The following is an 18,644-nucleotide window of genomic DNA, read 5'->3' on the forward strand; positions in this document are numbered from 1 at the left end:
CTTAAATTAGAGATATAAGGGGACTTAGAGTGAACAAGTCGGAACTGATTGACGCTATCGCCACATCTGCTGATATTTCGAAAGCCACCGCCGGTAAGGCTCTGGATGCAGTGATCGACTCCGTACAGGGCGCTCTGCAAAAAGGCGACGACGTGGTTCTGGTAGGTTTCGGTACTTTCACGGTCAAAGACCGTGCCGAGCGCACTGGCCGTAACCCGCAAACCGGTGCTGCGATCAAGATCGCCGCCGCCAAGGTTCCTGGCTTCAAGCCTGGCAAAGGCCTGAAAGACGCTGTCAACTAAGTCGTCTGTTCAGCCGGCCGCGGCGCTACCGTGGCCAATCGCGTGACGGCGGGACGCAAACGTTCCCGCCGTCACGCTCGCTTCGAGAAGGCGCATCTTCGGATGCGCCTTTCTTCTATCAGGACTCTACCCACGCTCCGCGGTTGACGACGCAGTGGTACAACCGTTTCTGGGGGACGCATGCTGCAGAATATCAGGGACAATTCACAGGGTTGGATTGCCAAGACCATCATCGGCCTTATCGTCGTGCTGATGGCATTGACGGGCTTCGAGGCGATTTTTCAGGCCGCCAGCCATAGCCAGGACGCCGCCAAGGTAAACGGTGAAACCATCAGCCAGAACGAGCTGAGCCAGGCTGTCGATATGCAGCGCCGCCAGCTGATGCAACAGCTGGGCAAGGACTTCGATCCTGCTCTGCTGGACGAAAAGATGCTGCGTGAAGCAGCGCTCAAAGGCTTGATCGATCGCAAATTGCTGTTGGAAGGTGCCAAGGACGCGAAATTTGCATTCTCCGAGGCGGCGCTGGATCAAGTGATCCTGCAAACGCCTGAGTTCCAGGTTGATGGCAAGTTCGATGCAAACCGCTTCGACCAGGTCATTCGCCAGATGGGCTACGGGCGCCTGCAGTTCCGCGAGATGCTCGCCGAAGAAATGCTCATCGGCCAGCTGCGCACCGGGCTTGCCGGCAGCAGCTTTGTCACCGACAAACAGGTCGAGGCGTTTGCGCGTCTGGAAAAACAGACCCGCGACTTCGCCTCGCTGACCTTCAAGGCCAACCCGGCTGCGGTCAAGGTCAGTGATGAAGAGGTCAAAGCGCACTACGACCAGCACGCCAAGGAGTTCATGACGCCGGATCAGGTCGTCATCGACTACATCGAGCTGAAGAAGTCGGCGTTCTTCGACCAGGTCAAGGTCGATCCGGCCGAGCTGCAAGCGCTGTACGAGAAAGAGATCGCCAACCTGGCCGAGCAACGCCATGCCGCGCACATCCTCATCGATGTCAACGACAAGGTCAGCGATGCCCAGGCCAAGGCCAAGATCGAAGAGATCCAGCAGCGTCTGGCCAAAGGTGAAGACTTCGCCGCCCTGGCCAAGGAGTTCTCGCAGGACGCCGGTTCCGCTGCCAGCGGTGGTGATCTTGGCTTCGCCGGCCCTGGTGCTTACGACGCCGAGTTTGAAGATGCCCTGTACAAGCTGAACAAGGGCCAGGTGTCGCAGCCGGTTCGCAGCGAGTTTGGTTATCACCTGATCAAGCTGCTGGGTGTCGAGGCGCCGCAAGTGCCGACCTTCGCCAGCCTGAAAGACAAGCTGACCCGCGAGCTGAAAACCCAGCAGGTCGAGCAGCGCTTCGTTGAAGTGACCAAGCAACTGGAAGACTCCGCCTTCGAAGCCTCCGACCTGGCCCAGCCGGCTCAGGACCTGGGTTTGAAAGTGCAGACTTCGGCGCCGTTCGGGCGTGAAGGTGGCGACGGCATTACAGCTAACCGCCAGGTCGTCCAGGCCGCGTTCAGCGAGGAAGTGATCGACGAAGGCGCCAACAGCAGCGCCATCGAGCTGGATCCAGAGACCGTGCTGGTGCTGCGTGTCAAAGAACACCGCAAGCCCGAGCAACTGCCGCTGGAGGCAGTCGCGCAACGGATCAGCGAGCACCTGGCCAAAGAGAAGGCGACTGCCGAACTCAAAGCCAAGGCTGACAAACTGATTGCCGGTCTGCGTGACGGTTCGATCGCCGCCGGTGCTGGCCATGACGGTCAGACCTGGAAAGTCCAGGAAGCGGTCAGCCGCGGCCAGGAAGGTATCGACCCAGTCGAGCTGCAGGCAGTGTTCCGCCTGGCCAAGCCTGCCGGCAAGGACAAGCCTGAATACGCCAGTGCCGTGCTCGCCGATGGCAGCCTGGTGGTGGTCCAACTGCGCGGCGTCAACGAGGGCGCTGCGGCCACCGACGAAGAGAAGCAGCAGATCCGCCGCTACCTCGCTTCGCGTGCCGGTCAGCAGGACTTCGCGGCCTACCGCAAGCAGTTGGCAGCTAATGCCGAGATCACTCGCTACTGAGTTGATCTGCCCAAACCAGACAGGCCGCTTATGCGGCCTGTCTGGTTTCTGCAGCCTGCAAATGCGCGGCAATCAGCGCCGCTTGCCCTCGTAGATGTCCAGCGTGTCGCGGGCGATTTCCCGGCCCAGGGCGATCAGCTCCGGTGCCTTGTAGAACTCGAAGAACTGGCACACCCGCTTGGGCACGTTGATCAGTACATCTGGCGGGTAGCCGGCAATCTTGTACTGCGCCAGCGACGTCTGCATGACCTCGAAGCTCTGGTTGATCAGGTCGAGCAGGGACGCCGGGCCGACGTTGTCGATGATGAACGAGCCCGCTGCTGAGCGCGGTGCGCCGCCGCTCTCGGGCGCCGCAGCGGGTTGCTGGCCTTCGGGGTTGGCTGCTTCACCCAGCCACGGATTGCTTGCGATCAGGTTCTCGGCAAGCACTGCCTGGTCGATGCGGCTGAGCTGCTCTGCCGGCTTGCGGCGGAACGGCAGGCGCGAGCCCACCGAGCTCATCAGCGCGTCGAAGCGCTTCTTGAACGCGGCGGGGCGCTCGATCACCGGCAACTGGTACTGGTTCTGGTTGGTGGCGTTGAGGTTGACCGCGATGATCAGGTCACAGTGGCTGGAAACCACCGGCACGATCGGCAGCGGGTTGAGAATGCCGCCGTCGACCAGCATGCGGTTGCCCTGCACGACGGGGGTGAACAGGCTTGGTATTGCCGCCGAGGCGCGCATGGCCTGGTGCAGGCAGCCTTCCTGAAACCAGATTTCCTGCTGATTGGTGAGGTCGGTGGCCACCGCCGTATAGGGAATGCGCAGCTGTTCGATGTTGATTTCACCGACAATCTTGCGGATCTGGCCAAACACCTTGTCACCGCGAATAGCGCCGAGACGAAAGCTCACATCGACCAGCCTCAGTACATCCAGGTAATCCAGGCTCTCGATCCAGTGGCGATAGTCATCGAGCTTGCCGGCCGCATAGATACCGCCGACCACCGCGCCCATCGAGCAGCCGGCAATGCAGGATATCTCGTAGCCGCGGCGCTCGATTTCTTCGATCACCCCGATGTGCGCATAGCCTCGTGCACCGCCCGAACCCAGCACCAATGCAACGCGTTTACTCATGTCATTCCCTCGTGGCTGTGCAACCATCCCCGAACAATGCACCCATTGCGCCCTCGGCTTCAATGCAAGCCTTGCTGGACTACGCTGATGAGGGCACTTTTCGCTTGGCCGAGCGTCGAACGGCCACTCCCTTGTGCACTTTGAGGTATTACTGATGAAAGCATGGATCTGCCTGCCATTGATGGTTGTGGCGCTCGCTGGCTGCGCCGGCAAGACGGCCTATCGTGATAGCTGCGCAACCCAGCTGGACGCCGCCTGGAAGGAGCTCGACCTGGCCAAGGCCGAAGGGTTTGCGGGCACCGTCAGTTATTCCAAGGCATTGTCGCTGTTGACCGGGGCCAAGACCCAGCAGCAGTTCGAAGGCTTCGAAGGCTGTGCGAAAAAATCCGAGAAGGCCCGCTTCTACATTCGTGAGTCCCGCGCTGGGCGTTGAACAAGGAGCGTTGTATGTCTGCCATGCTTGATCACGTGGTTGCCCAGGTGCTGACCCTGCAGGTGCGCTTGCTCGCCTGCCGCGAGCGGCTGGCGGCTGATGTCGACAGTGAAGCCCTGCACGACCTACGCACCACCACGCGGCGCCTGCGCAGTTTGCTGCGGCCGCTACGGGGCTTGCCTGCAGTCGATCAGTTGGAAGATGCCGCGCGGGCACTGGGCGCCCTGACCACGCCGCTGCGTGACCGTGAGGTGCTCGCTGCCGAGTTGCGCGAGCGTGGTCAACAGGACGCTGCCGAGCGGCGCCTGCGGGGCAGGGCGCAGACCTTTGCCACTGTGGCCGCGAGTCCCGAGTTGACGCGCATGCTGGCGATCATCGACGCGTTTCCGGCGTTTCTGCGGGCAGCGGATCGCGAAGGCCTGGTCAAAGGCCTGCAAAAACGCGTCGACAAACGCCTCGGCAAACAGTGGCACAAACTACAGCAGGGGTTACTCGACCCAGCCCACGATCGGCACCGTTTGCGCCTGCTGATCAAGCGGGTGCGCTATGGCGATGAGGCCTACCCACAGCTTGATCATGCCGGCGACAAGTTGCAGCGCCTGCTCAAGCGCGCACAAGGCGATCTGGGCGATTGGCACGACCGTCTGCAGTGGTTGGTGCAGGTACCGCTCGACGCAGCGCTACGGCCCTGCCAGGCGGCCTGGCAGGCTGAGCTTGAGGCCGCTGAGCGGCAAGGCGACCTGACCTTGAAGCGCCTGCACAAGGCAGTGTCACGCCGCTAGGCGCTGGATTGACCGATATGAAGCCTGCATCGGCGAGCGCAGCTGGTTAAGATCGGCTGCAGCTGGGGCGCCTGGCCGCCCCGATTCGATAGCCAAGCCTGCGAGATCGCCATGACCTTCACCCAATTGCTGGCCGCGGTACAACAATCACCAGAAGCCGTCACGGTGCCTGCCACCTGGGCGCAGGGGCGTGCAGTTTTCGGCGGGCTGATGGCTGCCATGGTCTATGAGCGCATGCGCCTGCAACTTGTCGACGAGCGTCCGGTGCGCTCGCTGGCCATCACCTTCGTTGCTCCCGCCGCGGCAGATATCCCGATCAGCTTCGACGTAGAGGTGCTGCGCGAGGGTAAAGCCGTCAGCACCCTGCTTGGGCGTGCTGTGCAGCAAGGCCAGGTAGTGACGATCGTGCAGGGCAGCTTTGGCGCGGGCCGCTCCTCGCTGATAGATGTTCCTGCGCAGCCCCCGGTCGAGATGAAGGCGCTCGCCGAAGCAGCGCCGGAACTGCCTTATATCAAAGGCGTGACGCCAGAGTTCATGCGCAATGTAGCCTTGCGCTGGACGCTCGGCGGGCTGCCCTTCAGTGGCAACACTTCACGGCAAATGGGCGGCTGGGTGCGTCTGCGGGATGTGCCTGAGGAAGCCGCGACCGAAGCGCATCTGCTGGCCTTGGTCGACGCCTGGCCGCCGAGCCTGCTGCCGCACCTGAAACAGCCTGCGGCGGGCAGCACTCTGACCTGGACCATCGAATTTATTCAGCCCCGGCCGCAACTGAGCACCCATGACTGGTGCCGGTATTGCGTGGACACGGAATACGCCAAGGATGGCTACGGCCATGCCCGCGCGGCGTTGTGGACGGCTGACGGCGAGCTGCTTGCCCTCAGCCGCCAAACCGTCACCGTATTTGCCTAGCGACGATAGCCGTGGCGTTGCAGGCCCAGACCCGCGATCAAGGCGATCAGGCCTACCGCAATCTGGCTCAGGTCCATACTGAACACGCCGGACAGGACCAGCAATGCTCCAAGAACGCCCAACGCTACGGCTAGCAGCAACAGTGCCAGCTCGGCCGGTTGGCGGTGGGCGTGGTGGGCGCCACGCCATTGGCTGGGGTGAAGGTTGAACAGGCGCTTGCTCATGGGCATTTCCTCACAGTCATGCCCAAAGCTTAGTGCTGCGCGATCATTGCGGCCAATCGAGGCTGGCTATGGTGACTATAGCTTGAGCTGACCGATCGCCTTGTTCAGCTCACCGGCGAGGGTTGCCAGCTCGCTGCTGGTGGTCGCCGAGCCGACGGTCTGCTGCACGGTCTGCTCGGTGACATCGCGGATGCTTACCACCGCGCGGTTCATTTCTTCGGCCACCTGGCTTTGCTGTTCGGCAGCCACGGCAATCTGGGTGTTGCTCTCGCGCATCTGCGCAACCGCGCTGGTGATCTCCGCCAGCGACTCACCAGCCTCGCGAGCCTGCTTGACGCAGTCATCGGCCTTGTATGAACTCTCTTGCATGAACTCCACCGCGTCGCGAGTGCCGGACTGCAGGGCGCAGACCATGTCGGTGATCTCGTCGGTGGAGCTCTGTACCCGCTTGGCCAGGTTGCGCACCTCGTCGGCGACCACGGCAAAACCACGGCCCAGATCGCCCGCCCGCGCCGCTTCGATGGCGGCGTTCAGGGCAAGCAGATTGGTTTGCTCGGCAATACTATGAATCACCCCAACTACGCCGTTGATCTTCTGACTGTCTTCCGCCAGCTGACGGATCATTTCGGCGGTCTGCTGCACGCCGCTGGACAGCCCGGAAATTGAATCCTGCACGCGACCGACAACTGCCTGCCCGCTGCCGGCAAGGTTGTCCGCAGTTTGCGACAAATCACGGGTGGCACCGGCATGTTGGGCGATGTGGTGCACAGTCGCGGTCATTTCGTTGATCGCGGTAGCGGCCTGGTCAGTCTCGCTTTGCTGGCCGAGCATGCCGTGGCGTACATCGCTCATGCTCGCTGCCAGGCGCGCGGCGCCGGAGTCGAGTTGCGCTGCAGTGCGCGCTACGGTGCTGACTACCCGGTGATAGGTCGACTGCATGGCGTTGAACGCGCCGGCCATTTGCCCGACCTCATCGCCGCAGGCCAGCGGCACACGCGCCGACAGGTCGCCGGTCTTCTCGACGTGGAGCATGACGTCCTTGAGCGTGTTGAGCTGGCTGAGCAGAAAGCGGATTAGCAGCTGCGACGCACCGAGCATGGCCAGCATCAGGACCATCACGCACACCGCGTAATTGGCGAAGCGATCAATAAACACCTGGCGCAGGCTTGGCGAGTGCGCCAGCAGCGCCAGTTGCTGTTGGCCATGGCTCACGACCTGAGCGCCGCGCAGCGGGTTGTCACCCAATAGCGAGCGATTGGCCAGCTCGACCCAGCCCTGGGCGTTGTTCAGCGCGGGCAGTGGTTGGCCGGCGAAACTTGGCGTTTGCCCGGCTTGCCAGCTGATCAGGTTGGCCAGTTCAGGCAGCGCTTGCCCGGCCGGCCAGGCCGCAAGCAGACGAGCCTGCGCCTGGGCGGTTGCTCGCGCACCTTCGGCCCGGGCCTGCTGCTCGAGCTGCACGGCGTACAGCACCAGCAGCAGGGTGGTGACAAAGGCCACTGCGTTGACGGCCCAGAATTTGTACTTCAAGGAAATATTGCTAAGCCAGGCACCCATCGTATAGGTCTTCTCTGAGTTGAGCGGAAACAGTATTGGCAAGGTGCCATCATTGTTTCCGATTGCTTCAGAGTGGGTCTTGATGTGTGTCAACGAATCCCGGTCGACTTATGCCTCTGCCGGCGCCAGGGCGAAGAACTGGCGCGCGCACTCGGTGGTGTGCCTTGCCGTGTATTCCAGGCTCTCGCCGCGGTGCAAGGCGACCTCACGCAGCACCTCGGGCAAGAACGCAGGCTCGTTGCGGCCGCTTTTCGGTTTCGGCCGCAAGCTGCGCGGCAGCAGGTACGGTGCATCGCTTTCGAGCATCAGGCGACCCACGGGGATGCTGCTGACCAAGGGATGCAGGTGCGTGCCACGGCGCTCGTCACAGATCCAGCCAGTGATGCCGATGTGCAGGTCCAGATCGAGATAGGCGAACAGCGCCGCGCGCTCGCCGGTGAAGCAATGCACCACGGCGGCTGGTAACTGGTCACGGTAGTCCTTCAGGATCGCCAGCAGGCGCTCGCTGGCATCGCGCTCATGCAAAAACACCGGCAGTTGGGTTTCTACTGCCAGGGCCAGATGTGCGTGCAGGGCTTTCTCTTGCTCAGGCCGTGGCGAGAAATCGCGATTGAAGTCCAGGCCGCACTCGCCGACTGCCTTTACCCGAGGCTGAGCGAGCAGGTGGCGCAGTTGCCGCTCGCTGTCGACACCCCAGCTCTTGGCATCGTGAGGGTGCACGCCAGCGGTGGTGAACAGTCGATGCCCCGGTTCATCCAGTTGCTGGCACAGCTCCAGCGCCTGTTCGCTGCCTTCCAGGCTGGTACCGGTCACGACCATTTGCACGACGCCTGCCTGCTGCGCGCGCTCGACGATGTCAGCCTCTTTGCCGTGAAAGCTGCTGTTGGTCAGGTTGACGCCGATATCGATCAGTTGCATGGTGCTACCTCGTGCTGCGGGGCGGCCAGCATAGCAAATCCCCCGAACATCGCGAAAAAGCCAAGAACTTCAATGGATTGCCAAGGTCTCTCAGTCTCTGCTGGCGCCGCCGCAGAGGCCTCTTCCCACACCATGGACATGTTTGCCGATGCAGCGATTCCTGCTGATTGTTTCGCTGATGTTCAGCCTGCTCACGGCGGCCGCCGCGCATGCGGCAGTGTCCGGGCCGGCGCAGGCCAGCTCAACCAGCAAGCAGCCGCGCGATCTTGCGCAGGTGCGCAGCAGCAAGGTACTGCGGGTGCTGGTCAACCAGAGCCGCAACAGCTCCGGGGAAATCAAGGGCGAGCCGGTCGGCATCGAATACCATCGGCTGCGCGCGCTGGAACATTTTCTCAATGGCCGCGAACGCCAGGGTGATCTGATTCAAGTCAAATTGATCCCGCGGGCCAAGGAGCAACTGCTCGGCGCCTTGCAGCGCGGGGAGGGTGACCTGGCAGCGCCGGGCGAGCTGCTCGACCCGGCCCAGGTCAGTGGCGTCGGGGTGAGTGCGCCAGTGCTCGACAAGGTGCCGCTGCTGCTGGTTGGACGCAAGGGCGAGCGCAGCTTCAGTCGGGTCGAGCAGTTGTCCGGGCGCACCATCGCCCTGACCACCGCCAGCGGTGCGGGCGCTGCGATCCAGGCTATCAATCAGCAGCTGGCATTGCGCAAGCGCGCACCGATCAAGATCGAATGGGTAGACCCAACGCTGGCGGTCGAGGATGTGCTGGAGATGGTCCAGGCCGGCATCTATCACCTGACCGTGGTGGAGCGGCCGATCGCGCTGCGCTGGGCGCGGGTGATGCCGCGGCTGCGCGTCGACAGCAAGGTAAAGATCGGCCAACCGCAGGCTGTGCGCTGGTACGTCGGTAAAGACGCTGATCAGTTGCTGGCAACTGTCGACCGCTTTCTGGCCGGCTACCGCGCCCCGGAAAACCAGGACGCCGCATTCGAGCGTATCTACCGGCGCCAGTACCGCGTGCACAATCCGCTGGCCCGCCAGGAGCGCCAGCGCTTGCAGGCGGTGCGTGGGGTGTTGCAGAAGCACGGCGAGGCGCAGCAGATCGACTGGCTCAATCTGGCCGCGCTGGCGTTCAAGGAATCGACCCTCAATCCCGCCGCGCGCGGCGTCGGCGGCGCCCATGGGCTGATGCAGATCACGCCGTCGGCGGCGCAGCGGGTAGGGGTGAGCAACACGGCGAACGTGGATGGCAATGTCCAGGCCAGCGCGCGGTATCTGGCGTTGATCCGTCGCAAGTTTTTCGCCAGCCCCCAGCTCAACGAGCGCGAGCGCATGGCGTTTGTGCTGGCGGCGTACAACCTCGGCCCGGAGCGGGTCCAGGCGATGCGTGCCGAAGCGCGCAGACGCGGGCTCAATGGCAATCAGTGGTTCTTCCAGACCGAGCGCATCGCCATGGAGCAGGTCGGCATGGGCCCGGTCAATTTCGTCAACAGCGTCAACAAGTACTTCCTCGCCTTCAATCGCGAGCGCGCCAGCCTCGAGCGCGTCGCCAGGCGTTGAGCAATCTGGCTGTCACAAGGGCTACACGTACAGCTTGTAAGTTGTCGCGTGTAGCTCTAGCATAACCCTTGCGCCGATTTAAACAGCTACTTGCGGGGCGCAGGAGGCAGCCCGTGCCAGGGCACTCTGAAATACCGCTAAAACGCTGGTTCGGTGACGCCTCCCACCGCAGCCCAGCGGGATTCGCGAGGCGGAGAATTACTCCATGAGTTGTCCACGTACCAGTGTCTGTCTGACCCCTCTGCCTGCCGGCCAGGTATCGCGCACCCCGCGCATTCTACTCAGCGGTCAGCACCAACCTACCTTGTTGCGCCACCTTGACGGCTTTTCGCGGCGCAAGGGCCAGGCTCGCGCGTTTCTGATCCAGTTCGCTGAAACCTGTGCCTTGCTCAAGCAGTACGGAAGTGATCGTTTTGATCTGGCAGTAATTCAGTCGCCTACGGCGGAGGAGGCCGGCGAGGTGATCGGTCACCTGACGCGGATTGCTCGGCAGGGGTTGATTACCCGGCGTTGAGCGAGTGGGGCTGCAGAGCAGCCCCCAAATCGTCATCCCACCTCATATTCGATACTGGCAATGAACCACACCGCTTCGCCGGTCGGCGTTTGCACGATCACCTCATCTCCTTCCGACTTCTTCAACAGCGCCCGCGCCATCGGTGAGTCGATGGAGATGTAGTCGTTACGTCCGTAAATTTCGTCGTAGCCGACCACTCTGAAGCGTTTGACCTCGCCGGCCTCGTTGTCAATTTCTACCCAGGCACCGAAGAACACCTTGCCCTCTTGTTCGGGGGCGTAGTCGACAACGCGGATATCCTCCAGACGCTTGCGCAGGTAGCGGATTCTGCGGTCGATTTCGCGCAGCAGCTTCTTGTTGTACTGGTAATCGGCGTTTTCACTGCGATCGCCAAGCGATGCCGCCCAGGCGACCTTTTGCGTGATTTCCGGGCGATAGGTTTGCCACAGATGATCCAGCTCTGCTTTCAGCGCAGTGTGGCCTGCGCGGGTGATGATGTTGGTTGGCAATGCTGACTCCAAGCACGGTCGAGCTGACTGCTTGCACAAGGCCAGGCTAGCGTTGCCAGGTGTGCAAACGTCGAATTCAATACAGAATTGGGCAGACGCCCAACAGTCACGGAGCCGAGGCTAGCACGCAAGGCTGGCCTCGGTCACACCGGGTGTCGAGCGCGCCTCGTCAGCCCTCGCGCAGCACTGTCAGCGGGCTCGCATTCAGCGCCCGGCGAGTACCAAACACCCCAGCACCGCCAACTAGCAGGGCGCCAATCAACGGCACCAACAGCAGCCATGGATGTGGCCCCCACTGCAGATCGAAGGCGTAGCGATACAGCGCCCAGCTGATCAACTCGCAGCCCACTGCCGCAAGCACTCCACTGGCGGCGCCGAGCAGGCCGAACTCAATCCGTCGCGCCCGCACCAGCAATGGCCGACCGGCGCCCAGTGCACGCAGCAATGCGCCTTGGCGGATGCGCTCGTCAAGGGTGGCCTGCAGCCCGGCGAACAGCACTGCCAGGCCTGCTGCGAGCACGAACAGCAGCACGTATTCGACCGCTAGGGTGACCTGGGCGAGGATGCTGCGCAGCTGTGCGAGCAGGGCGTCTACCTGGAGGATGGTGGCTGCCGGGAACGCACGTGATAGCGCCACCACTTCCTGATCATGCCCTGGGGCCAGATAGAAGCTGGTCAGGTAGGTGGTTGGCAGGCCTTGCAGGGTGCCCGGCTGGAAGATCATGTAGAAGTTTGGCTGGAAGCTGTCCCAGTGCACGCTGCGCAGGCTGCTGACGCGGGCCTGGCGTTGCTGGCCGGCAATGTCGAAGTTGAGCAGGTCGCCGAGTTTGAGGTGCAGGCTGGCAGCCAGCTCGGTTTCCACCGATACCCCCGGGATGCCGTCACTCGCTGGGGCTGCCTGCCACCACTCACCGCTGACCAGCGCATTACCCTGCGGCAGATCGGCCGCCCAGGTCAGGCTCAGGTCGCGCTGCACAGCGCGTTCGCCGGTGGACTCCTTGCTCACCAGCTGGCGCACCGGCTCATCGTTGATATGGGTCAGCCGGCCGGGTATGACCGGGTACAACGGCGCGGAGATGGCGTTTGCTTCACGCAGACGCTGGGCGAACGGCTCGCGGTCATCCGGCAGGATATTCAGGGCGAAATGATTCGGCGCATCCTTTGGCAGCTGCGCTTGCCAGTTGTCCAGCAACTCGGCCCGCAGCAGCGCGACCAGGCCCATCGCCAGCAAGATCAGGCCGAACGCCAGCGCCTGGCCGGCAGCGGCCAACGGGTGGCGCAGCAACTGGCCAAGGCCCAGTCGCCAGGTCAGCGGCGCACCGGCCAGCAAGCGGCGCAGACTGCGCAGGCCGAGCAAGAGCAGGCCGCCAAGGAGCAGGGCGGCAATCAGGCCGCCACCGAGCAGGGCAAAGGTCAGCAGCAGGTCCAGACTCAGCCGCCACATGATCAGGCCAAGGGCGAACAGCGCTGTGCCATACACCAGCCAACTGCTGGCAGGCACGGGCAGCAGGTCACGGCGCAATACTCGCAGCGGTGGCACTCGGCCCAGCGCGGCCAGCGGCGGCAAGGCGAAGCCGGCCAGTGCCACCAGCCCGGTGGCGATACCGGCCAACGCTGGAGTGAGGCCACCCGGCGGGATGGTGCTCGGCATCAGCCCATCCAGCAGGCGGAACAAGCCCAGCTGTGCCAGCCAGCCAATAACCGCTCCGGCCAATGCGGCGACCAGGCCCAGGGCTGCCAGTTGCACACAGTACAGGCCCAAGGCCTGGCGCCTGGACAAGCCCAGGCAGCGCAGTAGTGCGCTGGCGTCGAGGCGGCGTGCGGCATAACGGCTGGCCGACAGCGCCACGGCTACCCCAGCGAGCAACACTGCGACCAGGCTGGCCATGTTCAGATACCGCTCGGCCTTGCCCAGTGCGCCGCCGATCTGGCGATTGCCATCGCGGGTGTCGCGCAGGCTCTGGTTGGCCGCCAGGGTTGGCTCCACGGTCTGGCGATAGCGGCTCAGCGTCTCGGCCTCGCCACGCCACAGGTCGCGGTAGGTCACTCGGCTGCCAGGCTGGATCACGCCAGTGGCCTGCAGGTCGTCGAAGTTGATCAGCACCCGCGGCGTCAGGCTGTAGAAGTTGTTGGCGCGGTCGGGCTCGTAGGTCAGTACCCGGCTGATGCGCAAGCTCTTCATGCCGACGTCGATGCTGTCACCCATGGCCAGGCCCAAGGCTACCAGCAGGCGCGGTTCGACCCAGGCCTCGCCAGGCGCCGGGCCGCCGCCTGGGCGTTCTTCGGCAAACGGCGCGGCGGCGCTGCGCAGTTCGCCGCGCAGTGGGTAGGCGGCATCAGCGGCTTTGATGCTCGACAGCTGGATACCGGCGTCGGTGCCGACCACGCTGGTGAACTCCACGACCCGCGCATGGCGCAAGCCCAGCTCTGTGCCGGCACTGATCTGCGGATCGCTTGCCGCCGAGCTGCCTTGCAAGACCAGGTCGGCGCCGAGGAATTCGCTGGCGCGCAGTTGCATGGCGCCGTTGAGGCGGGCGCCGAAGTAGCCGATGGCGGTGCTTGCCGCCACTGCCACCAGCAGGGCGAAGAACAGCACACGCACTTCACTGGCGCGAACATCGCGCAGCAGCTGGCGCAGGGCCAGGCTGCACAGGCGCAGCAACGACAATCGTCTCATCACGGCTCCAGGGGCGCGACCAGACGGCCAGCGTCCAGGCGGATCAGGCGGCGGCAACGTTTGGCCAGACGCTCGTCATGGGTGACCAGCACCAGGGTGGTGCCGCGCTCCTTGTTCAGTTCGAACAGCAGGTCGCTGATGCGTTCGCCGGTGTGGCTGTCGAGATTGCCGGTTGGCTCGTCGGCGAACAGCACCGCCGGCTGCGCGGCGAACGCGCGGGCAATCGCCACCCGTTGCTGTTCGCCGCCGGAGAGCTGGCGCGGGGTGTGGGTCAGGCGCTGGCCCAGGCCGACCCGCTCGAGCAGGCTGCGTGCCACCTCGCGGGCATCACGACGGCCATCGAGCTCCAGCGGCAGCATGACGTTCTCCAGCGCGTTGAGGCTGTCGAGCAACTGGAACGACTGGAACACAAAGCCGACGTGCTCGGCCCGTACCCGCGCGCGCTGGTCTTCATCCAGCGGGCCGAGATCCTGCCCGGCCAGGATTACGTTGCCTGCGCTGGGCCGGTCGAGGCCCGCGAGCAAGCCGAGTAGGGTGGATTTGCCCGAACCGGACGCACCGACGATGGCCAGGCTGTCGCCTTTGGCCAGATCCAGGTCCAACGCGTGCAGGATGGTCAGGTCGCCTTCCGTGCTGGGGACCACTTTGCTAAGGTTCTGCGCAACGAGAATGCTTTGATCCATGGAGAATCCAATGCGAGCGTGGTGGTTGAGTGCGGGTCTGGCCTTGTGTTGCCTGGCTCAGAGCGCGACGGCGGGGACACTGCTGGTTGTCGGCGATAGTATCAGTGCCGGTTTTGGCCTGGATACCCGCCAGGGTTGGGTTTCCCTGTTGCAGCAGCGGCTCGAGGCCCAGGGCAACGACGCCAAAGTGGTCAATGCGTCGATCAGTGGCGATACCAGCGCAGGCGGCCAGGCGCGGCTACCGGCGCTGCTTGCAGCGCACAAGCCAGAGCTGGTGATCATCGAGTTGGGCGGCAACGATGGCCTGCGTGGGCAGCCCCCAGCGCAATTGAAACAAAATCTTGCGTCGATGATCGAGCGTTCCCAGGCCAGCGGGGCCAAGGTGGTGCTGTTGGGCATGCGCTTGCCGCCCAATTACGGCCTGCGCTACACCACGGCCTTTGCCCAGGTGTTCGAAGAGTTGGGTGCTGATAAAAAGGTGCCGTTGGTGCCGTTCTTTCTTGAAGGCGTGGGCGGGGTACCTGAGCTGATGCAGGCAGATGGCATTCATCCGGCGCAGGCCGCGCAGGAGCGTCTGCTGGAAAATGCCTGGCCGGTGATAAAACCCTTGCTGTGACGCTTTAAACGGGGGCCGCTTTCGGATAATGTTGCGCCCCCCGTTTCGAGACCCCCCGATGCCGCGTCCTGCCTGGTCCCTGTATGCCTATCAACTGATCGAGCCTGATGATCAGCTGGACCTGTTCGCGTGTCAGGAAGTCCGCGTGCACCTGGTAGCTCGCCAACTTGAGTTGGGCGCGCCGGTAGACCGCACCCTTTGTGGTGGTTTACTGCCGGCTCAGCCGCGCTGGTCGGTGGTGCCGCGCTCGATCCAGCGCGATAACCGCCTGTGTACATTGTGCCGGGCCATCCTCGATGCTCAGCGGCGCGGAACTCGTCCCGTCTGGCCACAGCTGTGAACGGCCGCGTGGAACCGTAGCAGCCTTTCATCATCTGAAATGTATGCAGCCACTGCCCGTCTCCCGCTTGCGCCGGGGCGGGTGTACAATCGACCGTCTTGATCTACCTTCGAAGGATTCTCCGGATGTTGCCGCGCATTCCCGCCGTCACCCGTCGCCTGTCCCTGGCTGCCCTGCTGGTAGCGGGCCCCGCCTGCGCGCTGGAACTGCCACTGCCGCCGCCTGGTGAGGACGTCGTTGGTCAGGTGCAGACCATCAAAGCCAAGTACGAAGACACCTTCGCCGACATCGGCACCGCCAACGACCTCGGCTACCTCGAGATGATCGCGGCCAACCCGGGTGTCGACCCGTGGCTGCCGGGTGCCGGCACCGAGATCATCCTGCCTACGCGTTATGTGCTGCCGCCTGGCCCCCGTGAAGGGGTGGTGATCAACCTGGCCGAATATCGCCTGTACTACTACCCGAAAGGGCAGAACGTGGTGCATACCTATCCGCTGGGTATCGGTCGCGAAGGCTGGGGCTCGCCGATCGCCAACACCAAGATCACCGCCAAGACGCCGAACCCGACCTGGACGCCGCCGGCCTCGATCCGCGCCGAGCATGCCGCCGATGGCGACATTCTGCCAACCGTGGTGCCGGCCGGGCCGGATAACCCGCTTGGGCCGTTCAAGTTCACCCTGGGCGTGCCGGGTTACCTGATCCACGGTTCCAACAAGAAGTTCGGCATTGGCATGCGCACCAGCCACGGTTGCTTCCGCATGTTCAACAACAATGTGCTGGAGCTGTCGAAGATGGTTCCGGTGGGTACCCCGGTGCGCATCATCAACGAGCCGTACAAGTTTGGTGTTAGTGCCGGCAAGGTGTATCTGGAAGCGCACACGCCGCTGGATGATCATGGTGATCCGTCGGTGGTCGACAAGCACACCGCAGTGATCAATGCCCTGCTCAAGCGCGAAGACCTGGCCAACAACCTGCGCATGAACTGGGACATGGTTCGCGATGTTGTCGCCGCCGAAGATGGCATGCCGGTGGAAATTGCCGTGCCGGTGGCAGGGCAGGCTGGCGCACCGATGGTGTCGAGCATTCCCGAAGAGCTGCAGTAATTCGCAGTGCGTTGCCCGAAGGCCTGCCGCGTGCAGGCCTTTTTGTTGCCTGAGACTTTTGTTTTCCCAGAAAAACCTGGGCAATAAAAAAGCCGACCCACGAGTGGGTCGGCTTCACAACAATCCGTGAGGATTATTACTTGCGGCTGGCTTTGTCCAGCATACGCAGAGCGCGCTCATTGGCTTCGTCAGCAGTTTGCTGAGCCTTCTGAGCAGCAGCCAGAGCGTCGTCAGCCTTACGGTAGGCTTCATCGGCACGGGCTTGAGCGCGAGCGGCTGCGTCTTCGGTAGCAGTCAGGCGAGCTTCGGTTTCTTTGGATACGCTGCTGCAACCGGTAGCCAGAACAGCGGCCAGGGCGAGAGCAGAGAATTTCAGAACGTTGTTCATCGTGTTCCCCTTCAAGGATCTTCTAGTCAAAAGAGCCATCTCTCAAAAAAGAGAAACTGGCCGGCGTACATAGTACCCATTACTTGTAGTAAGTAAACTGACGGAGCGCAAGAACTGTGAAAAAAATGCCGCTTTATAGGGGGTTGGCGGCGCATCTCGGGGTTTTCCCCAATATGGCCGCCGGCGCATGCAAGCACTTGTAGCACCAGAACTTTTTTGTTGAACTAAAGGTGACTTCAGCGGTCTTTCAGCGTCATACCAGAACATCATCCGGATGCTCTTGTGAGTGGGCCAGCGGTGTGTACCGCTGTTTGCTCATCGCTGACTAAGCGCGCTGAAAACTTGAGCAATCCTGCCACGGGCGCCTACTATTTGTAGGTGCCAGAAATGCCGAACGTGCAGGGAACCCTGTGGTCGAAGGGGGCATGAGGGGGCGTAGAGTTTCTCCGCCGGATACATCAATCGGGTAAGGTATGGGTCTGCCGACGAGACCTGCGAGGAGTAGTGATGAGCGAAGCGCTGACCATCCACCATGACCAGGCCGGTCATCAGTTCGAGACCAATGTGGACGGTCATCGTGCCTACCTCACCTACATGGATCTGGGTAAGCAAACGCTGGATATCTACCGTACCTTCGTACCCAACGCCCTGCGCGGTCGCGGTATCGCAGCGGCGCTAACCCAGCAGGCACTGCAGTATGCCGAACAGATGGGCTATACGGTCATCCCGTCCTGCTCGTATGTCGAGCGCTACATGGAGCGTCAGCAGCGCCACTCGAGCAAGGCTTGAGTCGCTGACTGCGGACACAAAAACGCCGGGCAATGCCCGGCGTTTTGCTGTCTGGCGTCAGCCGCGTTTACGCTGCGGCAGCACATCCTTGAGCTTGCTGTGCATGCTGCGCACTGCCTTCTCGGTCGCGCTCCAGTCAATGCACGAGTCGGTCACCGAAACACCGTACTGCAGGTCTGCGAGGTCTTTGGGAATTGACTGGCAGCCCCAGTTCAGGTGGCTCTCGACCATCAGGCCGATGATCGACTGGTTGCCCTCAAGGATCTGATTGGCGACGTTTTCCATGACCAGTGGCTGCAGTGCCGGGTCCTTGTTGGAGTTGGCGTGGCTGCAGTCGACCATGATATTGGCCTTGATCTTGGCCTTGGCCAGATCCTGCTCGCACAGCGCAACGCTGACCGAGTCGTAGTTGGGCTTGCCATTGCCACCACGCAGCACCACGTGACCATAGGCGTTGCCTTTGGTGGTGACGATGGACACGCCGCCTTCCTGGTTGATGCCAAGGAAGCGGTGCGGCTTGGAGACCGACTGCAGGGCGTTGATGGCCACGGTCAGGCCGCCATCGGTGCCGTTCTTGAAGCCGACTGCCGAAGACAGGCCCGAGGCCATTTCGCGGTGTGTCTGGGATTCGGTGGTGCGTGCGCCGATCGCCGACCAGCTGATCAAATCCTGCAGGTACTGCGGCGAGATCGGGTCGAGCGCTTCGGTAGCCGTTGGCAGGCCCATTTCCGCGAGGTCCAGCAGCAGCTTGCGGCCAATGTGCAGACCATCCTGGATCTTGAACGAGTCATCCAGGTACGGGTCGTTGATCAGGCCTTTCCAGCCGACAGTGGTACGCGGCTTCTCGAAGTACACGCGCATCACCAGGTACAAGGTGTCGGAGACTTCAGCAGCGAGCACCTTGAGGCGTTCGGCGTATTCGTGGGCGGCTTTGATGTCGTGAATCGAGCAGGGGCCGATCACCACGAACAGGCGGTGGTCCTTGCCGTCGAGAATATTGCGCACCACTTCGCGGCCGGCAGTAACGGTCTGCAGGGCCTTGGCGCTGAGAGGGATTTCCTTCTTGAGCTGATCAGGGGTGATCAAGGTCTCGTTGGAGGCAACGTTTAGGTCATCGATCGGTAAATCAGCCATCGTGTTACTCGTCAGGTCACGGGTGCCGGCCGCCAACAATCCCCGT

The 18,644-nt window shown here is 62.8% G+C and carries 19 protein-coding genes and 1 pseudogene; 11 read left to right on the forward strand and 9 right to left on the reverse strand.

What is annotated here, in order from left to right; all coding sequences use genetic code 11:
• Positions 1 to 29 precede the first annotated feature (29 nt).
• Positions 30 to 302, forward strand: coding sequence for an HU family DNA-binding protein (locus M2396_RS01770; RefSeq protein ID WP_101321070.1), 273 nt, complete (start codon positions 30 to 32; stop codon positions 300 to 302).
• A 180-nt stretch (positions 303 to 482) separates the two neighbouring features.
• Positions 483 to 2,354, forward strand: a complete 1,872-nt coding sequence (locus M2396_RS01775; RefSeq protein ID WP_259072492.1) for a SurA N-terminal domain-containing protein — start codon at positions 483 to 485, stop codon at positions 2,352 to 2,354.
• 72 nt (positions 2,355 to 2,426) lie between these two features.
• Here the strand turns inward: M2396_RS01775 and M2396_RS01780 are convergent, their stop codons facing one another.
• The gene (locus M2396_RS01780) at positions 2,427 to 3,467 is read right to left on the reverse strand and encodes a patatin-like phospholipase family protein (protein ID WP_101321066.1); all 1,041 of its coding nucleotides are present in this window, start codon (positions 3,465 to 3,467) and stop codon (positions 2,427 to 2,429) included.
• 154 nt (positions 3,468 to 3,621) lie between these two features.
• Here M2396_RS01780 and M2396_RS01785 point away from each other — a divergent pair, with 154 nt between their 5' ends.
• The 3 genes from M2396_RS01785 (at position 3,622) to M2396_RS01795 (ending at position 5,591) form a co-directional block, all read left to right on the forward strand.
• The gene (locus M2396_RS01785) at positions 3,622 to 3,900 is read left to right on the forward strand and encodes a hypothetical protein (RefSeq protein WP_101321064.1); all 279 of its coding nucleotides are present in this window, start codon (positions 3,622 to 3,624) and stop codon (positions 3,898 to 3,900) included.
• A gap of 14 nt (positions 3,901 to 3,914) precedes the next feature.
• Complete coding sequence (locus M2396_RS01790) at positions 3,915 to 4,682, forward strand: CHAD domain-containing protein (RefSeq protein WP_150569839.1); 768 nt, start codon at positions 3,915 to 3,917, stop codon at positions 4,680 to 4,682.
• Positions 4,683 to 4,793: 111 nt separating this feature from the next.
• Positions 4,794 to 5,591 (forward strand): acyl-CoA thioesterase II, encoded by a 798-nt coding sequence (locus M2396_RS01795; RefSeq protein WP_181108120.1) that lies wholly within the window; start codon positions 4,794 to 4,796, stop codon positions 5,589 to 5,591.
• 2 nt (positions 5,592 to 5,593) lie between these two features.
• Here M2396_RS01795 and M2396_RS01800 read toward each other — a convergent pair.
• From M2396_RS01800 to M2396_RS01810, 3 genes and pseudogenes are all read right to left on the reverse strand, one after another.
• Positions 5,594 to 5,815: pseudogene (locus tag M2396_RS01800) on the reverse strand (terminase); the annotation flags it as partial.
• Between the two features lie 75 nt (positions 5,816 to 5,890).
• Positions 5,891 to 7,369, reverse strand: a complete 1,479-nt coding sequence (locus M2396_RS01805; protein WP_150569841.1) for a methyl-accepting chemotaxis protein — start codon at positions 7,367 to 7,369, stop codon at positions 5,891 to 5,893.
• Positions 7,370 to 7,477: 108 nt separating this feature from the next.
• Positions 7,478 to 8,287: a TatD family hydrolase gene (locus M2396_RS01810; RefSeq protein WP_259072498.1), complete on the reverse strand. Its 810-nt coding sequence runs from the start codon at positions 8,285 to 8,287 to the stop codon at positions 7,478 to 7,480.
• A gap of 148 nt (positions 8,288 to 8,435) precedes the next feature.
• Here M2396_RS01810 and M2396_RS01815 point away from each other — a divergent pair, with 148 nt between their 5' ends.
• Together M2396_RS01815 and M2396_RS01820 are read left to right on the forward strand one after the other, a co-directional pair.
• Positions 8,436 to 9,845 (forward strand): transglycosylase SLT domain-containing protein, encoded by a 1,410-nt coding sequence (locus M2396_RS01815; RefSeq protein ID WP_150572408.1) that lies wholly within the window; start codon positions 8,436 to 8,438, stop codon positions 9,843 to 9,845.
• A 205-nt stretch (positions 9,846 to 10,050) separates the two neighbouring features.
• Entirely contained in the window at positions 10,051 to 10,359 is a 309-nt protein-coding gene (locus tag M2396_RS01820; protein WP_101321052.1) for a hypothetical protein, read from the forward strand.
• A gap of 32 nt (positions 10,360 to 10,391) precedes the next feature.
• Here M2396_RS01820 and greB read toward each other — a convergent pair whose 3' ends face one another.
• From greB to M2396_RS01835, 3 genes are all read right to left on the reverse strand, one after another.
• The gene (gene greB, locus M2396_RS01825) at positions 10,392 to 10,868 is read right to left on the reverse strand and encodes a transcription elongation factor GreB (RefSeq protein ID WP_101321050.1); all 477 of its coding nucleotides are present in this window, start codon (positions 10,866 to 10,868) and stop codon (positions 10,392 to 10,394) included.
• 169 nt (positions 10,869 to 11,037) lie between these two features.
• On the reverse strand, positions 11,038 to 13,545 hold the full coding sequence (locus M2396_RS01830; protein WP_259072503.1) for an ABC transporter permease: 2,508 nt from the start codon (positions 13,543 to 13,545) through the stop codon (positions 11,038 to 11,040).
• On the reverse strand, positions 13,545 to 14,228 hold the full coding sequence (locus M2396_RS01835) for an ABC transporter ATP-binding protein (RefSeq protein WP_103437957.1): 684 nt from the start codon (positions 14,226 to 14,228) through the stop codon (positions 13,545 to 13,547). The genes M2396_RS01830 and M2396_RS01835 overlap by 1 nt, the downstream gene beginning before the upstream one ends.
• 10 nt (positions 14,229 to 14,238) lie before the next feature.
• On the opposite strand from M2396_RS01835, the gene M2396_RS01840 reads away from it, so the two are divergent.
• From M2396_RS01840 to M2396_RS01850, 3 genes are all read left to right on the forward strand, one after another.
• Entirely contained in the window at positions 14,239 to 14,844 is a 606-nt protein-coding gene (locus M2396_RS01840) for an arylesterase (RefSeq protein WP_178080780.1), read from the forward strand.
• Positions 14,845 to 14,902: 58 nt separating this feature from the next.
• Entirely contained in the window at positions 14,903 to 15,184 is a 282-nt protein-coding gene (locus M2396_RS01845; protein WP_101321041.1) for a hypothetical protein, read from the forward strand.
• 125 nt (positions 15,185 to 15,309) lie between these two features.
• The gene (locus M2396_RS01850; RefSeq protein WP_101321039.1) at positions 15,310 to 16,287 is read left to right on the forward strand and encodes a L,D-transpeptidase family protein; all 978 of its coding nucleotides are present in this window, start codon (positions 15,310 to 15,312) and stop codon (positions 16,285 to 16,287) included.
• A gap of 136 nt (positions 16,288 to 16,423) precedes the next feature.
• On the opposite strand, the gene oprI is transcribed toward M2396_RS01850, so the two are convergent.
• Positions 16,424 to 16,675 (reverse strand): outer membrane lipoprotei OprI, encoded by a 252-nt coding sequence (gene oprI, locus M2396_RS01855; protein ID WP_003259780.1) that lies wholly within the window; start codon positions 16,673 to 16,675, stop codon positions 16,424 to 16,426.
• A 507-nt stretch (positions 16,676 to 17,182) separates the two neighbouring features.
• Between oprI and M2396_RS01860 the strand changes: the two genes are divergently transcribed.
• Complete coding sequence (locus M2396_RS01860; RefSeq protein ID WP_101321037.1) at positions 17,183 to 17,464, forward strand: GNAT family N-acetyltransferase; 282 nt, start codon at positions 17,183 to 17,185, stop codon at positions 17,462 to 17,464.
• 57 nt (positions 17,465 to 17,521) lie between these two features.
• On the opposite strand, the gene M2396_RS01865 is transcribed toward M2396_RS01860, so the two are convergent.
• A complete protein-coding gene (locus M2396_RS01865; RefSeq protein ID WP_150569846.1) occupies positions 17,522 to 18,598 on the reverse strand; it encodes a 3-deoxy-7-phosphoheptulonate synthase in 1,077 nt (358 codons plus the stop codon).
• Positions 18,599 to 18,644 lie beyond the last annotated feature (46 nt).

This window comes from Pseudomonas sp. BIGb0278, from assembly GCF_024809895.1.
Classification (GTDB): Bacteria; Pseudomonadota; Gammaproteobacteria; order Pseudomonadales; family Pseudomonadaceae; genus Aquipseudomonas; species Aquipseudomonas shirazensis.

Coding starts and splice junctions, on each gene's coding strand:
- M2396_RS01775 (WP_259072492.1), top strand. CDS start 483: ATGCTGCAGAATATCAGGGACAATTCACAGGGTTGGATTGCCAAGACC.
- M2396_RS01780 (WP_101321066.1), bottom strand. CDS start 3,467: ATGAGTAAACGCGTTGCATTGGTGCTGGGTTCGGGCGGTGCACGAGGC.
- M2396_RS01785 (WP_101321064.1), top strand. CDS start 3,622: ATGAAAGCATGGATCTGCCTGCCATTGATGGTTGTGGCGCTCGCTGGC.
- M2396_RS01790 (WP_150569839.1), top strand. CDS start 3,915: ATGTCTGCCATGCTTGATCACGTGGTTGCCCAGGTGCTGACCCTGCAG.
- M2396_RS01795 (WP_181108120.1), top strand. CDS start 4,794: ATGACCTTCACCCAATTGCTGGCCGCGGTACAACAATCACCAGAAGCC.
- M2396_RS01805 (WP_150569841.1), bottom strand. CDS start 7,369: ATGGGTGCCTGGCTTAGCAATATTTCCTTGAAGTACAAATTCTGGGCC.
- M2396_RS01810 (WP_259072498.1), bottom strand. CDS start 8,287: ATGCAACTGATCGATATCGGCGTCAACCTGACCAACAGCAGCTTTCAC.
- M2396_RS01815 (WP_150572408.1), top strand. CDS start 8,436: ATGCAGCGATTCCTGCTGATTGTTTCGCTGATGTTCAGCCTGCTCACG.
- M2396_RS01820 (WP_101321052.1), top strand. CDS start 10,051: ATGAGTTGTCCACGTACCAGTGTCTGTCTGACCCCTCTGCCTGCCGGC.
- M2396_RS01830 (WP_259072503.1), bottom strand. CDS start 13,545: ATGAGACGATTGTCGTTGCTGCGCCTGTGCAGCCTGGCCCTGCGCCAG.
- M2396_RS01835 (WP_103437957.1), bottom strand. CDS start 14,228: ATGGATCAAAGCATTCTCGTTGCGCAGAACCTTAGCAAAGTGGTCCCC.
- M2396_RS01840 (WP_178080780.1), top strand. CDS start 14,239: ATGCGAGCGTGGTGGTTGAGTGCGGGTCTGGCCTTGTGTTGCCTGGCT.
- M2396_RS01845 (WP_101321041.1), top strand. CDS start 14,903: ATGCCGCGTCCTGCCTGGTCCCTGTATGCCTATCAACTGATCGAGCCT.
- M2396_RS01850 (WP_101321039.1), top strand. CDS start 15,310: ATGTTGCCGCGCATTCCCGCCGTCACCCGTCGCCTGTCCCTGGCTGCC.
- oprI (WP_003259780.1), bottom strand. CDS start 16,675: ATGAACAACGTTCTGAAATTCTCTGCTCTCGCCCTGGCCGCTGTTCTG.
- M2396_RS01860 (WP_101321037.1), top strand. CDS start 17,183: ATGAGCGAAGCGCTGACCATCCACCATGACCAGGCCGGTCATCAGTTC.
- M2396_RS01865 (WP_150569846.1), bottom strand. CDS start 18,598: ATGGCTGATTTACCGATCGATGACCTAAACGTTGCCTCCAACGAGACC.